23 protein-coding genes are annotated in these 21741 nt (G+C 72.7%); 7 read left to right on the forward strand and 16 right to left on the reverse strand.

Annotated features, from left to right (window positions below; all coding sequences use genetic code 11):
- The first annotated feature begins 202 nt into the window (after window positions 1–202).
- On the forward strand, window positions 203–2023 hold the full coding sequence (locus tag ACFVYR_RS02865; RefSeq protein ID WP_384247868.1) for a thiamine pyrophosphate-requiring protein: 1821 nt from the start codon (window positions 203–205) through the stop codon (window positions 2021–2023).
- A 319-nt stretch (window positions 2024–2342) separates the two neighbouring features.
- Entirely contained in the window at window positions 2343–2777 is a 435-nt protein-coding gene (locus tag ACFVYR_RS02870; protein ID WP_384247870.1) for a CBS domain-containing protein, read from the forward strand.
- A gap of 105 nt (window positions 2778–2882) precedes the next feature.
- Here the strand turns inward: ACFVYR_RS02870 and ACFVYR_RS02875 are convergent, their stop codons facing one another.
- From ACFVYR_RS02875 to ACFVYR_RS02885, 3 genes are all read right to left on the reverse strand, one after another.
- Window positions 2883–3899 (reverse strand): Ppx/GppA family phosphatase, encoded by a 1017-nt coding sequence (locus ACFVYR_RS02875; protein ID WP_384247871.1) that lies wholly within the window; start codon window positions 3897–3899, stop codon window positions 2883–2885.
- A gap of 82 nt (window positions 3900–3981) precedes the next feature.
- On the reverse strand, window positions 3982–4593 hold the full coding sequence (locus ACFVYR_RS02880; protein WP_384247873.1) for a TIGR03086 family metal-binding protein: 612 nt from the start codon (window positions 4591–4593) through the stop codon (window positions 3982–3984).
- Window positions 4590–4829: a DUF6158 family protein gene (locus ACFVYR_RS02885; RefSeq protein WP_384247874.1), complete on the reverse strand. Its 240-nt coding sequence runs from the start codon at window positions 4827–4829 to the stop codon at window positions 4590–4592. Before ACFVYR_RS02885 ends, ACFVYR_RS02880 begins: the two co-directional genes overlap by 4 nt.
- Before the next feature lie 276 nt (window positions 4830–5105).
- On the opposite strand from ACFVYR_RS02885, the gene ACFVYR_RS02890 reads away from it, so the two are divergent.
- Window positions 5106–6647 (forward strand): alpha/beta hydrolase, encoded by a 1542-nt coding sequence (locus ACFVYR_RS02890; RefSeq protein WP_384247875.1) that lies wholly within the window; start codon window positions 5106–5108, stop codon window positions 6645–6647.
- 45 nt (window positions 6648–6692) lie between these two features.
- Here ACFVYR_RS02890 and ACFVYR_RS02895 read toward each other — a convergent pair whose 3' ends face one another.
- On the reverse strand, window positions 6693–8321 hold the full coding sequence (locus ACFVYR_RS02895; RefSeq protein WP_384247876.1) for an ABC-F family ATP-binding cassette domain-containing protein: 1629 nt from the start codon (window positions 8319–8321) through the stop codon (window positions 6693–6695).
- Window positions 8322–8467: 146 nt separating this feature from the next.
- Between ACFVYR_RS02895 and ACFVYR_RS02900 the strand changes: the two genes are divergently transcribed.
- Together ACFVYR_RS02900 and ACFVYR_RS02905 are read left to right on the forward strand one after the other, a co-directional pair.
- On the forward strand, window positions 8468–10003 hold the full coding sequence (locus ACFVYR_RS02900) for a bifunctional phosphatase PAP2/diacylglycerol kinase family protein (RefSeq protein ID WP_384247878.1): 1536 nt from the start codon (window positions 8468–8470) through the stop codon (window positions 10001–10003).
- 104 nt (window positions 10004–10107) lie between these two features.
- A complete protein-coding gene (locus tag ACFVYR_RS02905) occupies window positions 10108–10917 on the forward strand; it encodes a class I SAM-dependent methyltransferase (protein WP_384247879.1) in 810 nt (269 codons plus the stop codon).
- 54 nt (window positions 10918–10971) lie between these two features.
- Here ACFVYR_RS02905 and ACFVYR_RS02910 read toward each other — a convergent pair whose 3' ends face one another.
- The 11 genes from ACFVYR_RS02910 to ligD all read right to left on the reverse strand — a co-directional run bounded on the left by ACFVYR_RS02910 (window position 10972) and on the right by ligD (window position 17600).
- Complete coding sequence (locus ACFVYR_RS02910) at window positions 10972–11259, reverse strand: gas vesicle protein K (RefSeq protein WP_384247880.1); 288 nt, start codon at window positions 11257–11259, stop codon at window positions 10972–10974.
- A gap of 3 nt (window positions 11260–11262) precedes the next feature.
- Window positions 11263–11451, reverse strand: a complete 189-nt coding sequence (locus ACFVYR_RS02915) for a gas vesicle protein (protein WP_055567556.1) — start codon at window positions 11449–11451, stop codon at window positions 11263–11265.
- On the reverse strand, window positions 11448–12296 hold the full coding sequence (locus tag ACFVYR_RS02920; protein ID WP_384247882.1) for a GvpL/GvpF family gas vesicle protein: 849 nt from the start codon (window positions 12294–12296) through the stop codon (window positions 11448–11450). The genes ACFVYR_RS02915 and ACFVYR_RS02920 overlap by 4 nt, the downstream gene beginning before the upstream one ends.
- A complete protein-coding gene (locus ACFVYR_RS02925) occupies window positions 12277–12639 on the reverse strand; it encodes a gas vesicle protein (protein ID WP_384247883.1) in 363 nt (120 codons plus the stop codon). The genes ACFVYR_RS02920 and ACFVYR_RS02925 overlap by 20 nt, the downstream gene beginning before the upstream one ends.
- Window positions 12636–13820, reverse strand: a complete 1185-nt coding sequence (locus tag ACFVYR_RS02930) for an SRPBCC family protein (RefSeq protein ID WP_384247885.1) — start codon at window positions 13818–13820, stop codon at window positions 12636–12638. Before ACFVYR_RS02930 ends, ACFVYR_RS02925 begins: the two co-directional genes overlap by 4 nt.
- Window positions 13813–14466 (reverse strand): DNA primase, encoded by a 654-nt coding sequence (locus ACFVYR_RS02935; protein ID WP_384247886.1) that lies wholly within the window; start codon window positions 14464–14466, stop codon window positions 13813–13815. The genes ACFVYR_RS02930 and ACFVYR_RS02935 overlap by 8 nt, the downstream gene beginning before the upstream one ends.
- Window positions 14467–14468: 2 nt before the next feature.
- Complete coding sequence (locus tag ACFVYR_RS02940) at window positions 14469–14708, reverse strand: gas vesicle protein GvpG (RefSeq protein WP_384247887.1); 240 nt, start codon at window positions 14706–14708, stop codon at window positions 14469–14471.
- 30 nt (window positions 14709–14738) lie between these two features.
- Window positions 14739–15479: a GvpL/GvpF family gas vesicle protein gene (locus ACFVYR_RS02945; protein ID WP_384247889.1), complete on the reverse strand. Its 741-nt coding sequence runs from the start codon at window positions 15477–15479 to the stop codon at window positions 14739–14741.
- Entirely contained in the window at window positions 15476–15907 is a 432-nt protein-coding gene (locus ACFVYR_RS02950) for a gas vesicle structural protein GvpA (protein ID WP_384247890.1), read from the reverse strand. Before ACFVYR_RS02950 ends, ACFVYR_RS02945 begins: the two co-directional genes overlap by 4 nt.
- A 218-nt stretch (window positions 15908–16125) precedes the next feature.
- A complete protein-coding gene (locus tag ACFVYR_RS02955) occupies window positions 16126–16560 on the reverse strand; it encodes a gas vesicle protein (RefSeq protein WP_384248026.1) in 435 nt (144 codons plus the stop codon).
- 86 nt (window positions 16561–16646) lie between these two features.
- Window positions 16647–17600 carry a non-homologous end-joining DNA ligase gene (gene ligD, locus ACFVYR_RS02960; protein WP_384247891.1) on the reverse strand — a complete coding sequence of 318 codons (954 nt, stop codon included), beginning with the start codon at window positions 17598–17600 and terminating at the stop codon, window positions 16647–16649.
- A 223-nt stretch (window positions 17601–17823) separates the two neighbouring features.
- Between ligD and ACFVYR_RS02965 the strand changes: the two genes are divergently transcribed.
- Complete coding sequence (locus tag ACFVYR_RS02965; RefSeq protein WP_384247893.1) at window positions 17824–18438, forward strand: hypothetical protein; 615 nt, start codon at window positions 17824–17826, stop codon at window positions 18436–18438.
- Window positions 18439–18444: 6 nt separating this feature from the next.
- Here the strand turns inward: ACFVYR_RS02965 and ACFVYR_RS02970 are convergent, their stop codons facing one another.
- Window positions 18445–20298: a transketolase gene (locus ACFVYR_RS02970; protein WP_384247894.1), complete on the reverse strand. Its 1854-nt coding sequence runs from the start codon at window positions 20296–20298 to the stop codon at window positions 18445–18447.
- Window positions 20299–20726: 428 nt separating this feature from the next.
- Between ACFVYR_RS02970 and ACFVYR_RS02975 the strand changes: the two genes are divergently transcribed.
- Complete coding sequence (locus ACFVYR_RS02975) at window positions 20727–21719, forward strand: TIGR03557 family F420-dependent LLM class oxidoreductase (RefSeq protein ID WP_384247895.1); 993 nt, start codon at window positions 20727–20729, stop codon at window positions 21717–21719.
- The last annotated feature ends 22 nt before the right edge of the window (window positions 21720–21741 follow it).

The following is a 21741-nucleotide window of genomic DNA, read 5'->3' on the forward strand; positions in this document are numbered from 1 at the left end:
CGTGGGAGTGCGTGCACGCCGGACCACGACGGGGCACACCCGGGAAGAACGACGCAGCCGCTCCCACGGACGTGCCTCCGGTCCGAAGCACTTTCTTCCGCCTGCCCCGCGCGCCCGGTGACAAACACCCGGAGGTTTTCCGCCGGTTCGATCGGAAACCCGGGCGTGATCGCCGTTTCCGAGCCGGCCGGAGGGTTCCGTCATGAGCGTCAAGGTCGCCGACCACATCCTGGAGAGGCTGCGCGCCTGGGGTGTCGAGCAGGTCTTCGGCTGTCCGGGTGACGGCGTCGACGGCCTGCTCGCCGCGTGGGGCAGGGCCGGGGGCGGGCCGCGCTTCGTACGGTCCCGGCACGAGGGGACGGCCGCGTTCGAGGCCGTCGGCCACGCCAAGTCCGGCGACCGGCTGGGGGTGTGCGTGGCGGCGTCGGGGCCCGGTGCGGTCCGCCTCCTGGGTGGCCTGTACGACGCGCGGCCCGACCACGTGCCGGTCCTCGCCGTCGTCGGCCGGACCGACCGCGGCGCGACGGACGGCCCGTATCAGCCGGAGATCGACCTGCACGCGCTGTTCAAGGACGTGGCGGGCGACTTCGTGGAGACCGTGACGGAGCCCGGGCAGCTGCCGGACGTCATCGACCGGGCGATCCACACGGCGTACGCGCGCCGCTGCCCGACGGCCGTGATCGTGCCGGCCGACGTCCAGGAGCGGGAGTACTCGCCTTCCGGCGGCGCGTGCAGGACGATCCCCTCCGTTCCCGGCCGCGACGGCCGGGCGACGACGCCCTCACCGACGGCCCTGCGGAGGGCCGCGGAGGTCCTCAACGCCGGTGAGAAGGCGGCGGTCCTCATCGGCCGGGGCGCGGCGGGCGCACGCGCCGAGGTCGAGGAAATCGCGGAGCTGCTCGGCGCGGGCGTCGCCAAGACGCTGCTCGGCAAGGACGCGCTGAGCGACGAACTCCCCTACGTCACCGGCGCCGTCGGCCCGCTCGGCACGCGCCCCAGCCACGAGCTGATGCGTGACTGCGACACGCTCCTGACGATCGGGACGGGCGTCCCCTGCGCACAGGTCCTGCCGGAGTCCGGCAAGGCGCGGGGCGTACGGATCGACGTCGATGCGTGCCCGGCCGGAACGCGCCACCCGTACGAGGTGGATCTCGTCGGCGACGCGCGGGCGACGCTGCGCGAACTGATCCCGCTGATCGACGAGGACCGCCGCGCGGTGAACCGCGAGTGGCGGGACGAGATCCGTGCCAACGTCACGCGCTGGCACGCCGTGCTGGAGCGCAGGGCCGCGCTCTCCGCCGATCCCGTCAACCCCGAACACGTGGCGCGCGCCCTGGACCCGCTCCTCCCCGACAATGCGGTCGTCACCTGCGACTCGGGCTCGGTGGCGGCCTGGTTCGCGCGCCACCTCACGCTCCGCGGCGACATGCGCGCCTCGCTGTCGGGCACGCTCGCCACCACGGGGTGCGGTGTGCCGTACGCGATCGGGGCGAAGTTCGCGCACCCCGACCGGCCCGTCATCGCCCTGGTGGGTGACGGCGCGATGCAGCGGAACGGCATGGCCGAGCTGATCACGGCGGCCGAGTACCGGCACCTCTGGGACGATCCGCGGCTGGTGGTCGGCGTGTGGAACAACCAGGACCTGAACCGGGTGACATGGGGGATGCGGGCGGTGGAGGGCGCTCCGTCCTTCCTGCCCGCGCAGTCGCTGCCTGACGTGCCGTACGCGGAGTTCGCCCGCTCCATCGGCCTGACCGGCATCCGGGTGGAGCGGCCCGAGGACGTCGGGGCCGCCTGGCGGGCCGCACTCGCCGCGCCGGGCCCCGCGGTCCTCGATTTCCGCACCGATCCCGCGGTACCGCCTCTCCCGCCGCACGCGACGTGGGCCCAGCTTGAGGCGACGGCCACGGCGGTCGTCAAGGGGGACGCGGACCGGGTGTCGATGGTGCGTCAGGGGCTGAAGGCGAAGGTGCAGGAGTTCTTGCCGAGTGCGGGGGCCGGGAGCGGGGGCGAGGAGCGGTAGGGCGCCGGGCACGGCGGTGCGGCGTCCCGCGACGACGTCCACCTCGTCCGGGTTCCGTACGGGCGGCAGCAGCAACTCCTCGTACCGGCCGAGTGCCAGGACCACGCCCAGCATCACCAGCGGGATGAATACGGCGAGTACCGCCATGACCCCTGCCCTCCCAGATGGATGTGGGGGGTGTCACGGGGCGGGTTCCCTGGCGCGGTGGAGCAAACCTCCACGGGGCGGCAAGGCATAGCACGAGGGTGCAGGGGTACTGCGGCGGAGCACCACGACGAACGAGGCACGTACGACGGACGTTTGCAGGAAGGGCTCAGCCATGGCTGATTTCGTAAGGGACGTCATGACGCCGGGCGTCGTGGCGGTACGCCCCGACGCTTCTCTCGTCGAAGCGGCGCAGTTGATGCGCGCCCAGGACATCGGCGATGTGCTGGTCGCCACGGACGGCCGGATCCTCGGCGTGCTCACCGATCGGGACATCGCGCTGCGCGCCGTGGCCGACGGCGCCGATCCGCTGACGGTCAGCGCGCAGGCGGTGTGCACGCCCAACCCCGTCGTGGTGGCGCCCGACGACCCGGTGTCGGACGCGGTCGGGCTGATGCGTGATCACGCGGTGCGCCGTCTGCCGGTCGTCGAGGACGGCAACCCGGTCGGGATGGTGAGCCTCGGCGATCTCGCGCTGGCCCAGGACCCGTCGTCGGCGCTGGCCGACATCAGCAGGGCCGCCCCGGACGGCCGGCCGGGCATCGTCTGAGAGCCCCTGAGAGCCGGGGAGCGCCCACGGATCAGCCGGGCCCGGTCGGCTCAGGCCGGATCAGCTCAGGCCGGATCAGGTCAGGCCGGATCAGGTCAGGCCGGATCAGGTCAGGCAGGTCGTCGCGGCGAGACGCAGGGACGCCGCGCCGCCCCGGGCGCCGTCGCCGGTCTCCACGTGCTCCCGGGCCCACCAGTCCGCGTCGCCGTCCTCGATGTAGCGCAGCAGGATTCCCTCGCGCAGCGCCCAGGGGCAGACCGTCACCGCCTCGATCCCGGTCAGCTTCATCGCCGTGTGGGCCACCACCGCGCCGGCCACGCACTGTTCGGCGCGCGCCGCCGAGATCCCGGGCAGCTGCGCGCGCCGGTCGGTGGGCAGCCCGGCCAGTTCCTTCAGCGCCTCGCCGAGCGCGCGGCGGTCCAACTGCCGTTCGACGAACGGGCCGTACCTGCCGGGTGCCGCCCCGCACAACCGGGCGAGCTGCTGGAACGTGCGGGACGTGGCGACCGCCGTGTGCGGCATCTCCCAGCGGATCCGGGCGGCCACGTCCCGCAACTGGTGGCGCACCTGGCGGCGGACGGCCTTGAGGTGCTCGGGGCGGGGCGGGTCCTGGCCGTCGAAGAGCTCCCGGGTGAGGCGTCGCGCGCCCAGCGGCAGCGAGGCCGCGTAGTCGGGCAGGCGACTGCGGCCGAAGGCCACCTCCAGGGACCCGCCGCCGATGTCGAAGAGCACCAGCGGCCCGGCGCGCCAGCCCATCCACCGCCGGGCGGCGAGGAACGTCAGCTCCGCCTCGGCCTCACCCGAAAGGGTGCGCAGCCGGACCCCCGCCCCCGACTCCACCGCCTGGAGCACCTCGGCCCGGTTCGGGGCGTCACGCACGATCGACGTCGCGAAGGCGAACGGTTCCGCGACGCCCCACCTCCGGGCCTCGTCCTGCACCTCGCGCACCGCGTCGACCAGCGCCCTGACCGGCTCATCGCCGAGCCGCCCGTCGCCGTCCACGTGCTCGGCGAGCCGCAGCCGCCGCTTCGCCGTGTGGACCGGCAGCGGCACCTGGCCGTCGGCGTCCGCGACGACCAGGCGCACCGTGTTCGATCCGACATCCACCACGCCAACTCTCATGCACACACGCTTCCCTCTGTGCGCGGGAGCAAGCAAGCGGCGGACGTCACACCAGGGGCCACACCATGAGTCACACCGCGAGTCACACCTGACGTCCCAGGAGGCTCAGCAGCTTCGTCTGCTCGTCGGCGTCGGCCGGCGGCTCCACCGCGGGGGCGAAGAGCCCGCTCTTCTGCAACTCGTCCGCATACGGCGACACTTCCCGCAGCGCGAAGGCGACCACATCCTCGGGCAGCTTCTCGTCGGCGCCGATCGCGCGGGACAGGTCCCAGGCGTGCACCACGAGGTCGGTGGTCATCTGACCGCAGTAGAACGTGGCGTCGGTGGGCCCGAAGGAGAGGTGGACGGTGCGCTCCAGGGCGCCCGGCTCCAGGAAGGCCGCGCGGGCGGCGGCGGACGCCGTGTCCCAGGACGCCACCGGGTCGGGGCCGAGCATGTCGCCGTCGAAGGCGTCGCCGACGGATTCGGTGGTGGCGCCGTCCCTGACCAGGGCGGGCACCCACAGCTGCTCGACCGTCAAGTGGTTCACCAGGTCGCGAACGGTCCAGTCGGTGCAGGGCGTGGGTGCGTCCCACTGGTCGGCGCGGATGGCGTGCACGCGGTCGGCGAAGAGGTCGAGCGCCTCGCCGTGCCGGTCGAGGACGACCGGCCGCGCCTCGCCCACCCCGCTTGTCGTGTCTGCGTGGTCGCTCATGAACCCGTGGTTCCCTTCTCCCGGTCGCGCGCGCCCGCGCGGGTCCGTCCGTCCGCCACCGACCTGCGCGGATGGCGGCGAAGGTACTCGCCCTCCAGTTCCGCCATGCGTTCGTTGTGGGTGCGCAGGGCGTCGTTCGAGCCGTGCAGCAGGGTGCTGTGGCGGGTGCGGTGGATCGTCTCCAGCTCCTTGATGAGCTGCTGGTCGTCCAGCCGACCCGGGTCGACTCCGGTCATGGATCGCTCCGATCGTTCAGTCGCGTCGCTCCCAGCGCCGGGTACCCGTTCAGCCCGTACTACCCAGGATGCACCGCAAGCGGTCCGCGCGCGCACCGCGCGGCGCGAGTGGCGGGCACGGGACGCCGGGACACGCGCGCGACGGCGGTTCCGCCGGGGGAGGCAGAGGGCACTGTTTCCGCGTCCATCCGGTCGGCAGAGCAATACGGCAGGCAATACGGCAGAGCAATACAGCGCAGTTTCCGAAGAGCAGTTCCGACCGGAAGGACCGCCCACGTGCCCCACCGCACACCGAGACGCCGCCTCTTACCGCTCCTCGCCCTCGGCACGGCCGCCACCCTGGCGCCCGGCCTCGTCACGACACCCGCCTCCGCCGCACCACGACAGGCCGCAGAAGGCCGGCCGCTCGCGCGGTTCACGGACCAGAAGCCGGACTGGAAGCGCTGCGGCGCCGATACGCCCGCGCGCTTCAAGTGCGCCACCATCAAGGTGCCGCTCGACTACCGCTCCCCCGGCGGCGGCACCATCGACCTCGCGATATCCCGGCTCGCGGCGGGTGACGCCACCAAGCGCCGCGGCGTCCTGCTGTCCAACCCCGGCGGTCCTGGCGGTCCTGGCCTGGACCTCCCGCTCTACCTGGCCGAGAAGATGCCGAAGTCCGTGAAGGACCGGTACGACCTCATCGGGTTCGACCCCCGCGGCATCGGCCGCAGCACACCGGTCGACTGCGGCCTCGACGAGAGCGAGCGGGACTGGCCGCGCACCTACCGGCCGTTCCGCGAGAGCGTCGCCCGGGCCAGGTCGGTGGCGGACAAGTGCCGTGCGAAGGCGGGCGGCACCCTCGCGCACATCACCACCCGCAACACCGCACGGGACATGGACGTCCTGCGGGCCGCCCTCGGCGAGAAGAAAATCTCCTACTTCGGCGTCTCGTACGGAACGGCACTCGGCGCCGTCTACACCCAGCTGTTCCCCGGACGCGCCGACCGGTTCGTCCTGGACAGCGCCATTGACCCCGAACGCATGTGGCGCGAGATGTTCCGGATCTGGGCGCCGGAGGTGGAGCCCGCGTTCGAGCGGTGGTCGCGGTGGACCGCCGAGCACTCGGCGACGTACGGCCTGGGCAGGAGCGGGGCCGAAGTCCGCGCCACATTCTGGGGGTTGGTGAAGCGGGCCGACCGTGACCCGATCGTCGTGGGCGACGACAAGGTCACCGGCACCGACATCCGCGCGATCCTGCGGCGCGAGTTCTTCACCGTCCGCAGCGCCGCCGAGCTCGTCGCCGTCCTCAGGGACGCCGCCGCGGGCAAGCCGGTCCCGGAGTTCCCGACGGTGCCCGAGGACACGGACAACGGGGTCTCGGCGCTCTGGGCCGTCGTGTGCGGCGACTCCGCGTGGCCGCGCGACCCGGGCACGTACCTCCGTGACTCGGCCCGCGACGCCGCCCGCCATCCGCTCTTCGGGGACTTCGCCTCGAACATCTCGCCGTGCGCCTTCTGGGACGGCCCGGTGGAGCCGGTCACCCGGGTGGACAACACGGTCGACGCGCTGATCCTGCAGAACGAGTGGGACTCACAGACGCCGCTGACGGCCGCGCGCAGCATGCACCGCGCGCTCAAGGGCTCCCGCATGGTGACCGTCGACGAGGGCGAGGGCCACGGCGTCGCATACGGCATGGCTCCGGGCCCGACCAACCGGTGCGCGCAGGACACCGCCACGGCGTACCTGGTCACGGGCGTCCTGCCGGGCAAGGACGTGACGTGCCGGGCGGTGCCGGGCGCCGCGCCGACGAAGCCGGTACGCCCGGCGTTCGGCTGAGGCACCCGGGCCCGCCGCCGGTGGATCCTGCGGCGGGCGGCGGGTCTACCGCACGCGGTCGACCCGCCGCTCGTCCCACACCGGCTCCGGGGTCTCCCTGACCTGCCCGTCGCTGCCGAAGACCAGATAGCGGTCGAAGGAGCGGGCGAACCAGCGGTCGTGGGTGACGGCGAGGACCGTGCCCTGGAACGCTTCGAGGCCTTCCTGGAGGGCCTCGGCGGACTCCAGGTCGAGGTTGTCGGTGGGCTCGTCGAGGAGCAGGGCCGTGCAACCCTCCAGCTCCAGGAGCAGGATCTGGAAGCGGGCCTGCTGGCCGCCGGAGAGCCGCTCGAACTTCTGCTCGGCCTGCCCCGTCAGCTCGTACCGCCGCAGCCGGGACATCGCGGCGCCGCGGTCCTGCGCGTGCTCGCGCCACAGGATGTCCAGGAGCGGGCGGCCGACCAGCTCGGGGTGGGCGTGGGTCTGCGCGAAGTGCCCCGGTACGACGCGCGCGCCGAGCTTCCAGGTGCCGGTGTGCGCCACCGGGTTGTCGGGGTCGCCCGCGAGCAGCCGCAGGAAGTGCGACTTGCCCGAGCCGTTCGAGCCGAGGACGGCGACCCGCTCGCCGTAGAAGACCTCCAGGTCGAAGGGTTTCATCAGACCGGTGAGTTCGAGGTTCTCGCAGGTCACCGCCCGCACGCCGGTGCGTCCGCCGTGCAGGCGCATGGTGATGTCCTGCTCACGCGGCGGCTCGGGCGGCGGGCCCGCCTCCTCGAACTTGCGGAGCCTGGTCTGTGCCGCGTGGTAGCGCGAGGCCAGCTCGTGGCTGATGTCGGCGGCCTGGCGCAGCGTGCGCACCAGCTTCTTCAGCTGCTCGTGCTTCTCGTCCCAGCGGCGGCGCAGCTCCTCGAAGCGCGCGAAGCGCTCCTTGCGGGCCTCGTGGAACGTCTCGAAGCCGCCGCCGTGCACCCAGGCGTCCGCGCCCCCGGGGCTCTGCTCGACGCTGACGATCTTCTCGGCGGCGCGGGCGAGCAGCTCCCGGTCGTGGGAGACGAACAGGACGGTCTTGCGGGTCTCCTTCAGCTGCCCCTCCAGCCAGCGCTTGCCGGGGACGTCGAGGTAGTTGTCCGGCTCGTCGAGGAGCAGCACCTCGTCGGTGCCGCGCAGCAGCGCTTCGAGGACGAGGCGCTTCTGCTCGCCGCCGGAGAGCGTGCGGACCTCGCGGAACTGTGCCTTGTCGTAGGGGACGCCGAGCGCGGCCGTGGTGCAGATGTCCCACAGCGTCTCGGCCTCGTACCCCTGGACCTCGGCCCAGTCGGAGAGCGCCTGCGCGTATCCCATCTGGGCGGCCTCGTCGTCGACCGTCATGATCGCGTGCTCGGCGGCGTCGACGGCCTTCGCGGCGTCCCTGATCCTCGGGTGGGAGACCGAGACGAGCAGGTCGCGCACGGTGGTCTCGTCGCGCACGGAGCCGACGAACTGCGGCATCACGCCGAGGCCGCCGCTCACGGTGACGGTGCCGCCGTGCGGCTGGAGCTCGCCGGAGATCAGCCGGAGCAGGGTGGTCTTGCCCGCGCCGTTGGCCCCGACGAGGGCGACGACGGCGCCCTCGCCGACCCGGAAGGAGACATCACCGAGCAGCGCCCGCCCGTCCGGCAAGTAGTACTCGAGGTGTGCGGCTTCCAGATGTCCCATGTGCGGGATTGTCCGTGGCGGACCGCCGCTCGGGCAAACCGTTTCGGGGGCCGGGCGGGCAGGGGCTCCTCGCACGGCTCCCACCTGCGGCTGCGGCTTCGCCCTGGCGGGCGCCTGATTCGCGGCGCTCGGGGTAAGCGGGCGCCATGAGCTCTGACACCCCGGACGTCTCCGGCCTCGACCTGTCCCGGCCCGCCGCCGGGCACCGCCCGTTCAAGGCCCGCCTGGTCTCCGTCGACAGCCGGCTGTTCGACGCGGTCGCCAAGCGGCACTGGCCCGGCGCCGACCGGCTGCTGCCCCGGCTGAGTCAGAGCGCCAACCACGGAGTGCTGTGGTTCGCGGCGGCCGCCGGGATCACCGCGACCCGCACCCCGCGGGCCCGGCGCGCCGCCGTGCGTGGCGTGGCCTCGCTCGCGCTGGCCTCCGCGACCATCAACACGCTGGGCAAGCGCTCGGTGCGCCGCGCCCGGCCGCTGCTCGACGCGGTGCCGCTGATCCGGCAGCTCAAGCGGCAGCCGATCACCAGCTCCTTCCCGTCCGGCCACTCGGCGTCCGCCGTCGCCTTCGCCACGGGTGTGGCGCTGGAGTCGCGGGCCTGGGGCGCGGCCGTCGCGCCGCTCGCGGCCGCCGTGGCGGTGTCCCGGATCTACACCGGGGCGCACTTTCCGAGCGATGTCGTGGTCGGCGGGGCGCTGGGCGCGGGCGCGGCGTTCGCGGTGCGCGGTCTGGTGCCGACGCGGGCGCAGCTCGCCCCGCCCGGCCGCCCGCGGGTGACGGCGCCCGCGCTGCCGGGCGGCGCGGGCCTGGTTCTCGTCGCCAACGCGGCGGCGGGCACCTCCCAGCGGGTGAAGGCGCTGCACGACGCCCTGCCCGATGCGGAGATCGTCGTCGCCGAACCGGCCGACCTCGGCGCCGAGCTGGAGAAGGCGGCGGCCCGCGCGACGGTCCTCGGCGTGTGCGGCGGCGACGGCACCGTGAACGCCGCGGCCACCGTCGCCCTGAACCACGGGCTGCCGCTTGCGGTGCTGCCCGGCGGGACGCTCAACCACTTCGCGTACGACCTCGGGGTCGAGGACGCCCGTGATCTGTCCGGCGCGGTGGAGGCCGGCGAAGCGGTCGCCGTCGACGTCGGCCGCTTCACGTCGGGGGACGGCACCGGGGCCGAGGGGCGCGTGGAGCGGTACTTCGTCAACACGTTCAGCCTCGGGGTGTATCCGAAGCTGGTGCGGTTGCGCGAGCACTGGTCGAAGCGCATCGGGGGCAAGCCCGCGTCGGTGCTCGCGGCCTGGAAGGTGCTCCGCTCGGACGAGCGGCCGATGGTCGCGCAGTTCCGGGGCAGGGAACGGGCGTTGTGGCTGCTCTTCGCGGGCAACTGCACCTACCACCGGCCGGGGTTCACCCCGGGCCGCCGCCTCGACCTGGCGGACGGGCTGCTCGACGTGCGGATCGTGCACGGCGGGCGCAAGCCGGGCGCCCGGCTCCTCGCCGCCGCGCTGACGGGCTCCGAGGTGCGCTCCCCCGCGCAGGCGGCCGTGCGGCTGCCCCGGCTGCGGGTGGACGGGCTCAGCGCGGGCACGGTCGTGGCGTACGACGGTGAAGTGACGCGGATCCAGGGCTCGCTGACGATCGACAAGCTGCCCGAGGCGCTGACGGTCTACCGTCCGCTGAGCCCCATACGCTGACCACCGCGTCGACCACATCCTGAGACGGTGGTCTCAATATTCGGCATAGCGGCGTACATTCCCCGTACACGTACTCCGGTACACGCACACGAAGGGGTTCCGCCATGCCGCAGGAGACCGCCGTCTACACGCACGGGCACCACGAGTCGGTGCTGCGTTCCCACACCTGGCGCACCGCCGCCAACTCGGCCGCGTACCTGGTCGGTTCGCTGCGGCCGCACATGAACGTCCTCGACATCGGCTGCGGGCCCGGCACCATCACCGCGGACCTGGCCGAACTGGTCCCCGAGGGCCGGGTCACGGGCGTGGACCGGGCACCCGGCATCCTGGAGACGGCGCGCGCCACCGCCGCGGGACGGGGCCTGGAGAACGTCGGGTTCGCCGTCGCCGACGTGCACGACCTCGACTACCCCGACGACACCTTCTGCGTCGTCCACGCCCATCAGGTGCTCCAGCACGTGGGCGATCCGGTGCGGGCGCTGCGCGAGATGCGGCGGGTCTGCAAGCCGGGCGGCATCGTGGCGGTACGCGACGCGGACTACGCGGCGATGACCTGGTACCCGCAGGTGCCCGCGCTGGACGACTGGCTGGGGCTGTACCGGCGGGTGGCCCGCGCCAACGGCGGCGAGCCCGACGCGGGACGCCGTCTCAAGGCGTGGGCGCTGGCGGCCGGCTTCACGGACATCACCACGACCGCGGGCACCTGGTGCTACAGCTCCGAGGAGGAGCGGACCTGGTGGAGCGGGCTGTGGGCGGACCGCACACTGGCTTCCACCTACGCCGAGCGCGCGGTGGACGGCGGGCACACGGACCGGGAGGGGCTGCGGGCCGCCGCGGAGGCCTGGCGGGAGTGGGGCGCCCACGAGGACGCCTGGTTCACCGTCCTGCACGGGGAGATTCTCTGCCGGAAGTGACGCGAGCGCATGCCGTCGGACCCCCGCCTGCGCAGCGGCGGGGGCCCGGTCCGGTCACTCCCTGGGCAGCAAGGGGCCGAGCGGTCCGAGATCCAGGTTCAGGTCCTCGGGCCGCAGCCCGTACCGGTCCCGGAGTTCGGCCATCCGGTCCTCCAGGAGCATCAGTGTGAGGCCGACCCGCTCCTCCTGGTCCTCGGTCAGCTCACCGGTGTCGAAACGGCGGATGGCTTGCCGCTCCATCAGCTGCCGCAGGAGTTCGACGACGGTCAGGACCAGTTTCACGAGGTCCCGCTCGACGGTGTCGGGATCCAGGTCCATGCGTTTGCGGCGGTCTGGCTCCATGGTTCACTCCGTCTCCGGCCACGGCGCCGGCACTTGCTCGTTCACCGAGCTGATCAACGCGTTCAGGTCGATGCGTACGAGGTCGACATCGGCGATCCGCAGGGTGATGTCGCCCGCGATGACGACGCCGCCCGCGAGCAGCCGGTCGAGCAGATCGACCAGCGCGACTTCCCGGCGCTCCACGACGGTCATCGGGCACCGTCCTTCTCGTCGCCGGTGAAGGAGTACGCGGCCCACGGCCCCGTCAGCTCCACTCGCAGGCCGCTCCCCCGCTCCTCGTCCTTGGTGCGGTCCACCAGCTCGACGAACTCCTCGGAGTCGGCGCGGGGCACGAGGTAGGCCGCGTTCAGGACGTTGCGGCCCGGCGTGCGGGAGAGCTCCGGGTTCTGCGGGGCGTGCAGCCGGGAGTCGTCGGCGCGCCGCGCGAGCGTCTCGTGCAATTGGCGTGCGAAGGCCTCGGCGCGCTGCCAGTTCTCCTCCTGGGCCGTCCGCTGGCTGCGCCGCATGCGCAGGTAGTCGCGGCCGCTGCCGGGACCGGCCGGCCGGGGCGCGGCGGCGGGAGCCGCCGACGCGGCGGGCTCCTCGCTCTCCATGTGCACCTTCACGCCCCATTCGACGCGCCCGTCGATCCGCTCCAGTACGCGGTGGAACCGCTCCGCCCCCTCCTCCAGCATGGCGCGCACGCCGCTGTCGTCCCGGAACACGGTCGCGAGGCGCAGCGGCAGCGGGCAGGTGACGGAGGTGAGCCCGTCGATCACCCGCTGGTGCGCGCGGGCCGTCGCGGCGAGCCAGTCCAGGTCCTCCAGGTGCGCGCGCAGCGGTGCCTCGGCGAAGTCCCGCTCCGGCACCGGGCCCACGAGGGCGACCAGGCCCTCGTGGGTGAGCTGGCGGGGCGGGATGCCGCCGACCCCCGTGAGGTCGGCGGCGAGCGGTGCGGCGAGCGGGCGGCAGACCGCGTAGACGTACCGCAGGTCGTCGTGGTGCGGTCCTTCGTGGTGCAGGCCGTCGCCGTGCGGGTCATCGTTCACGGCGTTCATGTGTCTCCTTCTCGGCCGGCTCCAGGGATTGGCGCTCCTCCAGTTCTGCCAGACGCTGCCTCAGTTCGGCGTTCTCCCGGGAGAGTTCGGCGCGCCGCGCCCCCGTGGAGAGCGCCGGATCGTCCTCCCACCAGTCGATGCCCATCTCCTTGGCCTTGTCGATGGAGGCGACGATGAGGCGGAGCTTGATGGTGAGCAGCTCTATGTCGAGCAGGTTGATCTTGATGTCACCCGCGATGACGATGCCCTTGTCCAGGACGCGTTCGAGGATGTCTGCGAGGTTGGCCCCTCCGCCGTTGCTGCCGTAGGGGCCGGGCAGTCCGCCGCCCGCGGAGGTGGTCATCGACGGTCCCGTCCGCCGCCGGCCGCCTCGGCGTACTCGCGCTGCTTCTCGTCCTCGGCGTCGGGCTCGGTGTCGGCCTCGTCCTCGTCCTCTTCGTCGTACTCGGCCTCCGGCTCGCCCTCGACCTCTTCCTCGGGCTCGTCCTCGTCCTCGTACTCCTCGACGGGCTCGTCCTCGCGGTCGGCCTCATCCTCGCCCTCTTCGGCCTCCTCGTCGTACTCGGCCTCCGGCTCGCCCTCGACCTCTTCCTCGGGCTCGTCCTCGAGCTCCTCGTCGGCCTCGGCCTCGGCCCCGTGCTCGTCCTGCCCGTCGTGCTCGTCCCGCTGGTCTTCTTCCTGCCGGTCCTCGTCCTCCTCGGCCACCACGTCCTCGTGGCTGCGGACGACCTCGCCGTCGCGGATCTCGCCGCGCCAGCCGTCGCTCGCCTCGCCGCGGATGGTGATGTGCCGGGCGAAGTGCTTGAGGTCCAGGCGTGCCCTGCGGCCCTGGGCGCGCCAGATGTTGCCGGTCTTCTCGAAGAGCCCCTTCGGGTAGTACTCGATGACCAGCAGTACCCGGGTGAGGTTCGCGCCGAGCGGGTGGAAGGTGACGACGCCCTTGGTCGTGCCCTTGGCGCCCTCCGACGTCCAGCTGATCCGCTGGTCCGGCACCTGCTCGGTGGTATGCGCCTTCCAGCTCCGGTTGGACCAGAAGACCTTGAGCTTCCAGTCGGACTCCGTCTCGTTCGCCACGGTGGCGCCCTTGACGCCCTTGGCGAAAGTGGAGAACTCCTGGTACTGCGTCCACTGGTCGTAGGCCTCCCGGACCGGGACACCGACGTCGACGTACTCCAGGATGACGGTGGGCTTCTGCCCCGCGCCGCCCTTCTTCCGTCCGCCGCCGCCGATGCCCTTGACGGCCTCGGTGACCTTGTCCTTCAGGTGGCCGCCGCCGAGCTCCAGCGCGCTGCGCACCGGGCCCTTGCCCTCGGAGACCTTCTTCCCCGCCTTCGCCGCCAGCTTGCCGAAGCCGGGGCTGTTGCCCTCGGCTATGTCGTTCAGCTTGACGGTGGCGTCACCGAGCCGGTGGCCGACACCGACGAGCAGGCGTTCGGCCTGCGCCATGAGGTAGGCCTGCGCCTCTTCCTTCAGGCGGTCGGCGGCCGGGCTGTGCGTGATGTTGTTCAGCGGTGACTCAGCCATGGTCGCTGCCTCCCTTCGTCCTGCCGCCGCCCGTGCGGGCGGTCGAGGCGGCCCTGCGGGCGCCGCCGCGCGCCCCCGCGGTGGACTTCTTCTGGGCGGTCTTACGGGCTGTGTTCTGCGCGGTCTTCTTGGCCGGCGTCTTCTTCGCCGCGGTCTTCTTCGCGGCGGACTTAGCGCCCTGCTTCGACTCGGACCGCTTCGCCGGCGCCTTCCTGCGCGGCTCGGACCGCTCGGACTCCGCGTCCTCGTCCCGGTCCCGGCCCTCCTCTTCGCCCTCTTCGCCCTCGTCGTCGTCGCGCTCGGCGGCTCCCTTGACGTCGTCGGGCACCACACCGGAGATGCGGTCCTGGACGTCGGCGGTGCGGTCGTGCAGACGGTCGGCGAGGCCTTCGAGCTGCCGGTTGAGGAGCGATCCGGTGGCAGCCTTGCCCACGCCCCGCAGGTCCTGGCGCAGCTGGTCGCCGATCTCCTTGAACTGCGGGTTGTTCTGCAGCTGCTGGGTGACCATCTCACCCAGCGCCTTGGGGCTCAGATTGAGCCGCTTGCCGGCCACCATGGTGCCGACGGCGAACGCCAACTTCGCCTTCTTCGTGCGTCCGAGGACGTATCCCGCGCCCACGGCGAGGCCCACTGCCATTCGGTTCATACTCAGAAGTCCCGTCCTGTGCTCTGCTGCAGCCGGTCGAGGAGCTCGTCCTCGTGCCGCTCGAACTCGGCCTCGTCGATCTCTCCCGCCTCCAGGAGTTCCTCGAGGCGGGAGAGTTCACGACGGATCGCCGAGGGGTCGTAGTACTGCCGCTCCGCCTCGTCGACCACCTGCCTGAGCACCCAGAGGGAGCCACGGGCAGGGGCCAGAGGCAGCAGGAGCAGTTCACCGATCAATCCCATGCGTCACGTCCCTGCGTCACTTCCCTCGCGTCACTGCGCGGGGTCGGCGGGCCCCGGGTCCACGAAGCTGTACGGGGGCAGCGGACCGTGCACCCGCAGCTCCAAGTGGGGCTGCGCGGCCTTGAGTTCCTCCACCGCGGCGAGGAAGCCCTCGGAGGACTTGCGGTTCACCAGGAACGAGACGTTCGCCAGCCACCCGGTGCCCTCGGGGCCGTCGCCGACCGCTTCGGCGGCCGGTTCCAGCGCGCGCCGCACCGCACCGGCGTCGCTCGTCTCGCGGGCCCGCACATGGGAGGTGATCGCCTCGCCGAGCTGGAGCTTCTGCTCGTGGGTGCCGCCGCCCTGGCGCTGGTTGGCCTCGACCATGGCGCGCAGCTCCGGGTTCTCGGCGAGCACCTGGTGCAGCACGGCCTCCTCGTTGTGGGTGGCCTTCACGTTGTACTCGACCCTGCCGTCGAGGGCCCTGAGGCGCTCCTCGTAGTGGTCGGACCGCTCCCCGAGGACGGAGATCACCGTCTCGTCGTCGGGGGCGAGGCTGCCGAAGCGCATCGGGAGCACGGAGCCCGCGGCGCCCGCCTCCGACAGGACGTTCTGGTGCGCGAGCAGGTCGCGCCGCTTCGGCTTGAGGTCCTCGGGAGCGTCGCTCACGATGGCGGCGAGCTCACCGTTCTTCAGGACGCGCACCGGGCAGGCCGGCCGGCCGATGCCCTCCATGCCGTCCGGCAGCGCCGGGTGGGAGCTGCTCGCGATGCCGTAGACGTACGTAGTCACTCCTTCTCCTCCTTCCGGCGGGACGTGGTGGAGCGCCGGGCCCGCGGCCGGTCCTCGCTCTGGCGCTGGCCGTCCTCACGGGACTGCTTGAACGCGTCCGATATGGTCTCGGCCGCTCCGGAGAGTGCGCCCTTCGACTTGCCCTTGGCGCCCGACTCCGTGATCTCACCCACGAGGTCGGGCAGCCCGGGGTCCTTCTTCCGTCCGGATTCCAGGTCGAGGCGGTTGCACGCCTCGGCGAACCTGAGATAGGTGTCGACGCTCGCGACGACGACACGGACGTCGACCTTCAGGATCTCGATGCCGACGAGCGAAACGCGTACGAAGGCGTCGATGACGAGTCCTCGGTCGAGGATGAGCTCCACGACGTCGTACAGGCCACTGGTGCCGCCTCCGCCGCCGGACTGTTGTGCCGGGACTACGGTCATGCCGACTGTGCCTCCTTGGCTCTTGCCTCTTGGCTTCTGCCGCTTGGCTGTTGCCCTTTCGGCTGTTGCCTCTTGGCTGTTGTCCGGTGTCTTGCCTGTGGTGTCTGGTGTCTTGTCTGTGGTGTCTGGCGTCTTGTCTGTGGTGTCTGGCGTCTTGTCTGTGGTGTCCGGCCTTGTCCCTCGGGCCTTGTTCCCCCGCGGTACGCGGGGGCGGCGGCCTAGTGGCCGCCGGTGCCGCGGGGTTCCGAACGTCCGCGCTCGTAGCGGCGCAGCCGCCGGTAGCCGGTGAGTTCGCCGCGCGGGTCCAACTGCACCTCGTAGCTGGCGAGGAGACTCATCGTGTCGGGGACACGGGAGAGTTCGAGGACCTCGACCTCAAGGAGCCAGCCGTCCTCGGTGCGTTCGAAGGACGACACCGACTCGGGCGTCATGCCGGTCAGCTCGGCGAGCTGCTCGCGGGCGCCCCGCAGGACGGCCATGGGGCCCGGCAGCGCGTTCCCGCCGCCGTCGTTGTCCGATGCCCCTCCCTGCGAGGACGTGCCCCGCGAAGTCCTGGCCTCCGACGCTTCGGACTCCGACGCCTTGGACTCCGGCGCCTTTTCGCCTGATGCCTTGCTGTCTGTCGTCTTACGTGTCGTATTGGCCATGTTCACCTCCTCCATCGAGTTACCGCTTGAGCCTTGGCCAAACGTGATCGCTGAGTATCCGGCGCGTACCCGGCCGGGGCGCCGCGGGACGCTCAACCGCGCAGCGCGCGCAGCTTGCGACGGGCCGGACCGAGCGCCCGCCCCGAGCGCAGGACTCCGGCCCACGGCTCGCTGCGGGCCTGCTCCACGGCGTTGTCGATGGTCCAGCGGCGGGCGTGCACGGACGGGTCGTCGAGCTGCTGCCACGCGAGCGGTACGGCCACCGGGGCGCCCGGCGCGGCCCGTACCGAGAAGGGGGCGACAGCGGTCTGCGCGTACGCGTTGCGCTGCACGTCGAGGTAGAGCCGGTCGCCGCGCGCCTGCTTGCGGGCGGCCGTGGTGAACCGCTCGGGGTGGGCGGCGGCGAGGGTCTCGGCGACTTCCCTGGCGAAGTCGCGCACGTCGTCGAAGTCGTGATGGCCGTTCAGCGGCACGATCACGTGGAGTCCGCGCGAGCCCGTCGTCATCAGCACGGACGGCAGACCCATGTGGTCGAGGAGCTCACCGAGGAGCCGGGCCGCGTCCCGCACGGTGTCGAAGTCGTCCTTCGCGGGGTCGAGGTCGAAGACCATCCGGTCGGGGTGGTCGATCCGCCCCGTACGGGAGAGCCAGCGGTGCAGCGTGAGACAGGCCTGGTCGGCAAGGAACAGGAGCGTCGCGGTGTCGTCGCACACGGTGTGCGTGACGGTGCCGCCCTCCTTGGCCACCTCGGCGCGGGTGATCCAGTCCGGATAGTGGTCCGGGGTGTCCTTCTGCATGAACCGCGGGCCGTCGACGCCGTCCGGGTGGCGTTCCAGCATGAGGGGACGGCCGCGCAGGTGGGGCAACATGTAAGGGGCGACGGCCCGGTAGTAGTCGAAGAGATCCTGCTTGGTATGGCCGCCGGCCTCCGCACGGCCGTCGTCCTTCGCGTGCCCCGGGCCGTCGCGGGCAGGGAAGAGGACCTTCTGCGGCCGGTGCAGCTCTACGGTGCGGCGGCCGGCCCGCACCGTCCGTACGTCGCTCATGGGGCTCCCTTCGCCACGCTTCGCCGGTTCCGACGTCTCGGCCGGGTACCCCGGGCGGCGCCCGGTAGTCGTGCCCTGCCGCGTCGGGGACGGTGGTGTTCACCCTGGTGGAGAGGGTGGCTGGCACCACCGGGAAGTGGGGGGACGACGGGCGTGTCCGGGCGGCTCGGGGCCGGAAGGATCGGAGGTACCGACCAGCCGTCCCGCTCCCGTGAGGCCCGCCATGACGCACAACTCCGACACGACGCACGCGACGTACGACTCCGGCGCTCCCGCACCCCGAAACGAGCCGCCCCGCCTCCCCCGCCACCGTCCCGCGCCCCGCTCGCGCGAGCCGCGGTTCCTGGCCCGCATGCTGCCGGGGACGGACGAGCCACCCGCTCCCGACGCCGTCGGGGCCGCCTTCGCGCTCTGGCTCACCGCGGTCGCCGCGGGCGTTTTCGCGACGGTGCTCGCCGCCGTCGCAGCGGCGTCCGGGGACGGTCCCGGCGCCGCTTCCGGCCGGCTCGCGGGCACGGGCGCCGACGGTCTGCCGCTCCGTATGGCGGTCCTCGCGGCGGCCGTCCTCGTCGCGGTGCGCATGCGCCGGGGCGTCGGCTGGGCACGCCCGGCCCTCGCCTGCGGACTCGGCGCGCCCGGCGTGATCTCCGTCCTCGCCGGGCCCGCCCGCCACCTGGCAGAACTGCACGCCCCGGCCGACGCCTTCCGGGACGCGGGGGCCGTCGGCGTCCTGCTCGGCGCCAGCAGTGCACTGCACCTCGCGGCCGTGCTCGCGGCGACCGTACTGATGTTCCGCCCCGCGGCGAACGCCTGGTTCAGAGCGGCGCGGGGCCGCTGACCGCTCTCACCGTACGACCGCCTCCTCCACCAGCAGCCGCGCCGCCGCCGTGATCGACTCCGCGTCGATGCCCGCGGCGTGCAGCTGCTGCTCGGGCGACGCCGAGCCCGGCATCGTCCGCACCGCGAGCCGCACCAGGCGCGGCACCGGCCCGCCGTCGGTGAACGCGTCGAGGACCGCGTCGCCGAGACCGCCCTGCTCGCGGTGGTCCTCGACGGTCAGCAGGCAGCCGGTGCGCTCGGCCGCCTCGCGCAGGGTGCGGCGGTCGACGGGCTTGACGGAGTACAGGTCGATGACGCGTACGGGGATGCCCTCACGCTCCAGTGTCTTCGCCGCGGCGAGCGCCTCGTGGACGGTGACGCCCGCGGCCACCACCGTCAGCCGGTCGGCGTCGCTGGAGCGCAGCACCTTGGAGCCGCCGACCGGGAACTTCTCGTCGGGACCGTAGATGACGGGGGACTTACCGCGCGAGGTGCGCAGATAGCTGATCCCGTCGAGCCCGGCCAGCTGCGCGACGAGCTCCGCCGTCTGGTGGGCGTCGCACGGGTAGAGCACCGTGGAGCCGTGCACCGCGCGGGAGAGGGCGAGGTCCTCCAGGCCCATCTGGGACGGGCCGTCCTCGCCGATCGCGACGCCCGCGTGCGAGCCGACGAGGTTGATGTCGGCGCCGCTCACCGCGGCCATGCGCACGAAATCGTGGGCGCGGGTGAGGAAGGCCGCGAACGTCGACGCGTACGGCACCCAGCCGCGCGCCGCCAGCCCCACGGCGGTGGCGACGAGTTGCTGCTCGGCGATGTAGCACTGGAAGTACCGGTCGGGGTGTTCCTTGGCGAAGTACTCCGTCCGGGTCGAGTCGCCGACCTCGCCGTCCAGGGCCACCACGTCGCCGCGCGCGGTGCCGAGCGCGGCGAGCGCCTGACCGTAGGCGTCGCGGGTCGCGACGGAGTCGCCCGGCTCGTACCGCGGCAGTTCGAGCCGGCCGTCGCGCACCGGCTGCATCGCCCGCGCGTCGGCCGGCCTGCGCATCTCCACCCGTACGTCGCGTACGCCGCCCAGCTCCTCGACGGCCGCGTCGGCGTCCGGCAGCGGCTTGCCGTGCAGCCCCTCGCGGTTCTCCACGGAGGCGACGCCCTTGCCCTTGACGGTGCGGGCGAGGATCACGGTGGGCTGTCCGACGGTGGAGCGCGCTTCCTCACAGGCGCGGTCCACGGCGTCGACGTCGTGGCCGTCGGTCTCGACGACGTGCCAGCCGAACGCCTTGAAGCGGTCGGCGTAGGCGTTCAGATGCCACTCGTGGCGGGTCGGACCGCGCTGGCCCAGACGGTTGACGTCGACGATCGCGGTGAGGTTGTCGAGGTGCTCGTACCCGGCGTGCTCGGCGGCCTCCCAGACGGAGCCCTCGGCCAGCTCGCTGTCGCCGCACAGCACCCACACGCGGTAGGGGACGCGGTCGAGCCGCTTGCCGGACAGGGCCATGCCGACGCCGACGGGCAGCCCCTGCCCCAGCGATCCCGTGGCGACCTCGACCCAGGGCAGGGCGCGCGGCGTGGGATGCCCCTGGAGGCGGCTGCCCTGCCCGCGGAAGGTGAGCAGTTCCTCGTCGGTGAGCGCACCGGCCGCCTTGTACGCGGCGTACAAAAGTGGCGACGCGTGGCCCTTGGAGAGGATGAAACGGTCGTTGCCCGGGTGGTCGGGCCGCTCGAAGTCGTAGTGCAGATGACGGCTGATGAGCACCGCCATCAGGTCGGCGGCCGACATCGACGACGTGGGGTGCCCGGAGCCCGCGGCGGCCGCGGCCCGGACGGAGTCGACGCGCAGCTGCCGGGCGAGGGCGTCCAGTTGCTCTGTGCTGTGGGGCATGGGGGGTCCTCCTTGGACGGCGGGTACGGCGAGCGGTTCTCGGTGCGGTGGTCACCCGGCCTCGGTGCCCGGGCCACCTGCGGTGATGCGGCGTCCAGCGGCACCCATCATGAGCGGACCGGACCCGCGTGAGCGGGTCAGCGACGACCGCTCGGCGCGCCGCGCCGGTGTGGCGCCGGGCACGGCGTGGCGCCGGGTACGGCGTGCCGGGAGCGGCTGACGGGGAACCTCCCGCGGTTTCGCGCCCCCCGCGTGCCCCTGCGCGGCGGACGCCAAACTCCCGTACGGGACGGGGCGGGGCACTCCGGCCGCGGGCGCCCGAAAGTGCGGTCCGGACGCCGGGCCGTCGCCGTTTGCCCCCGCGCCCGGGGGTTACCCGCAGTCGTATCCGTCCAGCTCCGCACGCCGCTCTCCGGAGGTGCACCCCCATGCCCGAGTACGGATACTTCCTGGCGACCGAGGAGTTCGGTCCCGCCGAACTCGTCGAACAGGCCCGCATGGCCGAGCAGGCCGGATTCCAGGCGCTGTGGATCTCCGACCACTACCACCCGTGGAACGCGGCGCAGGGCGAGAGCCCGTTCGTCTGGTCGGTGATCGGCGCGCTCACCGAGGCGGTGTCCCTGCCCGTCCAGACGGCGGTGACCTGCCCGACCGTGCGGACGCACCCGGCGGTCGTGGCGCAGGCGGCGGCGACCAGCGCGGTCATGTCGGGCGGGCGCTTCCGGCTCGGCGTCGGCACGGGCGAGGCGCTCAACGAGCACATCGTGGGCGGGCCCTGGCCGCCGGTCCACGTCCGCCTGGAGATGCTGGAGGAGGCGGTCCAGGTGCTGCGGAACCTCTTCACCGGCGAGGAGGTCAACCACCGCGGCACGCACTACACCGTGGAGAACGCCCGCCTGTACACGGTGCCGGACGAGCCGGTCCCCATCGACATCTCGGGCTTCGGCCCCAAGGCGACCGCGCTCGCGGCACGCGTCGGCGACGGCTTCATCACGGTGGCGCCGGACGAGACGCTCGTCTCCCACTACCGCAAGGGCGGTGGGGGCGGGAAGCCGGTCAGCGGCGGTCTCAAGGTCTGCTACGGCCCCGACCGCGAGGCGGCCGTGCGCCGGGCGCGCGAGCTGTGGGGAAGTCAGCTGCTGCCCGGTGAGACGGCCCAGCTGCTGCCGACCCCGCGCCACTTCGAGCAACTGGACCCGCTGGTCACCGAGGCGCGGGCCGCGTCGTCCTTCACCTGCGGCGATGACGTCGACGAACACGTCGGGGCGCTCTCCGCGTACGCCGACGCCGGGTTCGACCGCGTGTACGTGGGCCAGATCGGCCCGGACCAGCGGGGCTTCTTCGACTTCTACCGCACCAAGGTGCTGCCGCAGGTGCAGAGCGCGGCGCCCGCCTCTCCCGAGGACGGAGGGGTCCGCTGACGCCCGGCGGTGCGACGGGCCA

This window comes from Streptomyces sp. NPDC058284, assembly GCF_042881135.1.
Classification (GTDB): Bacteria; Actinomycetota; Actinomycetes; order Streptomycetales; family Streptomycetaceae; genus Streptomyces.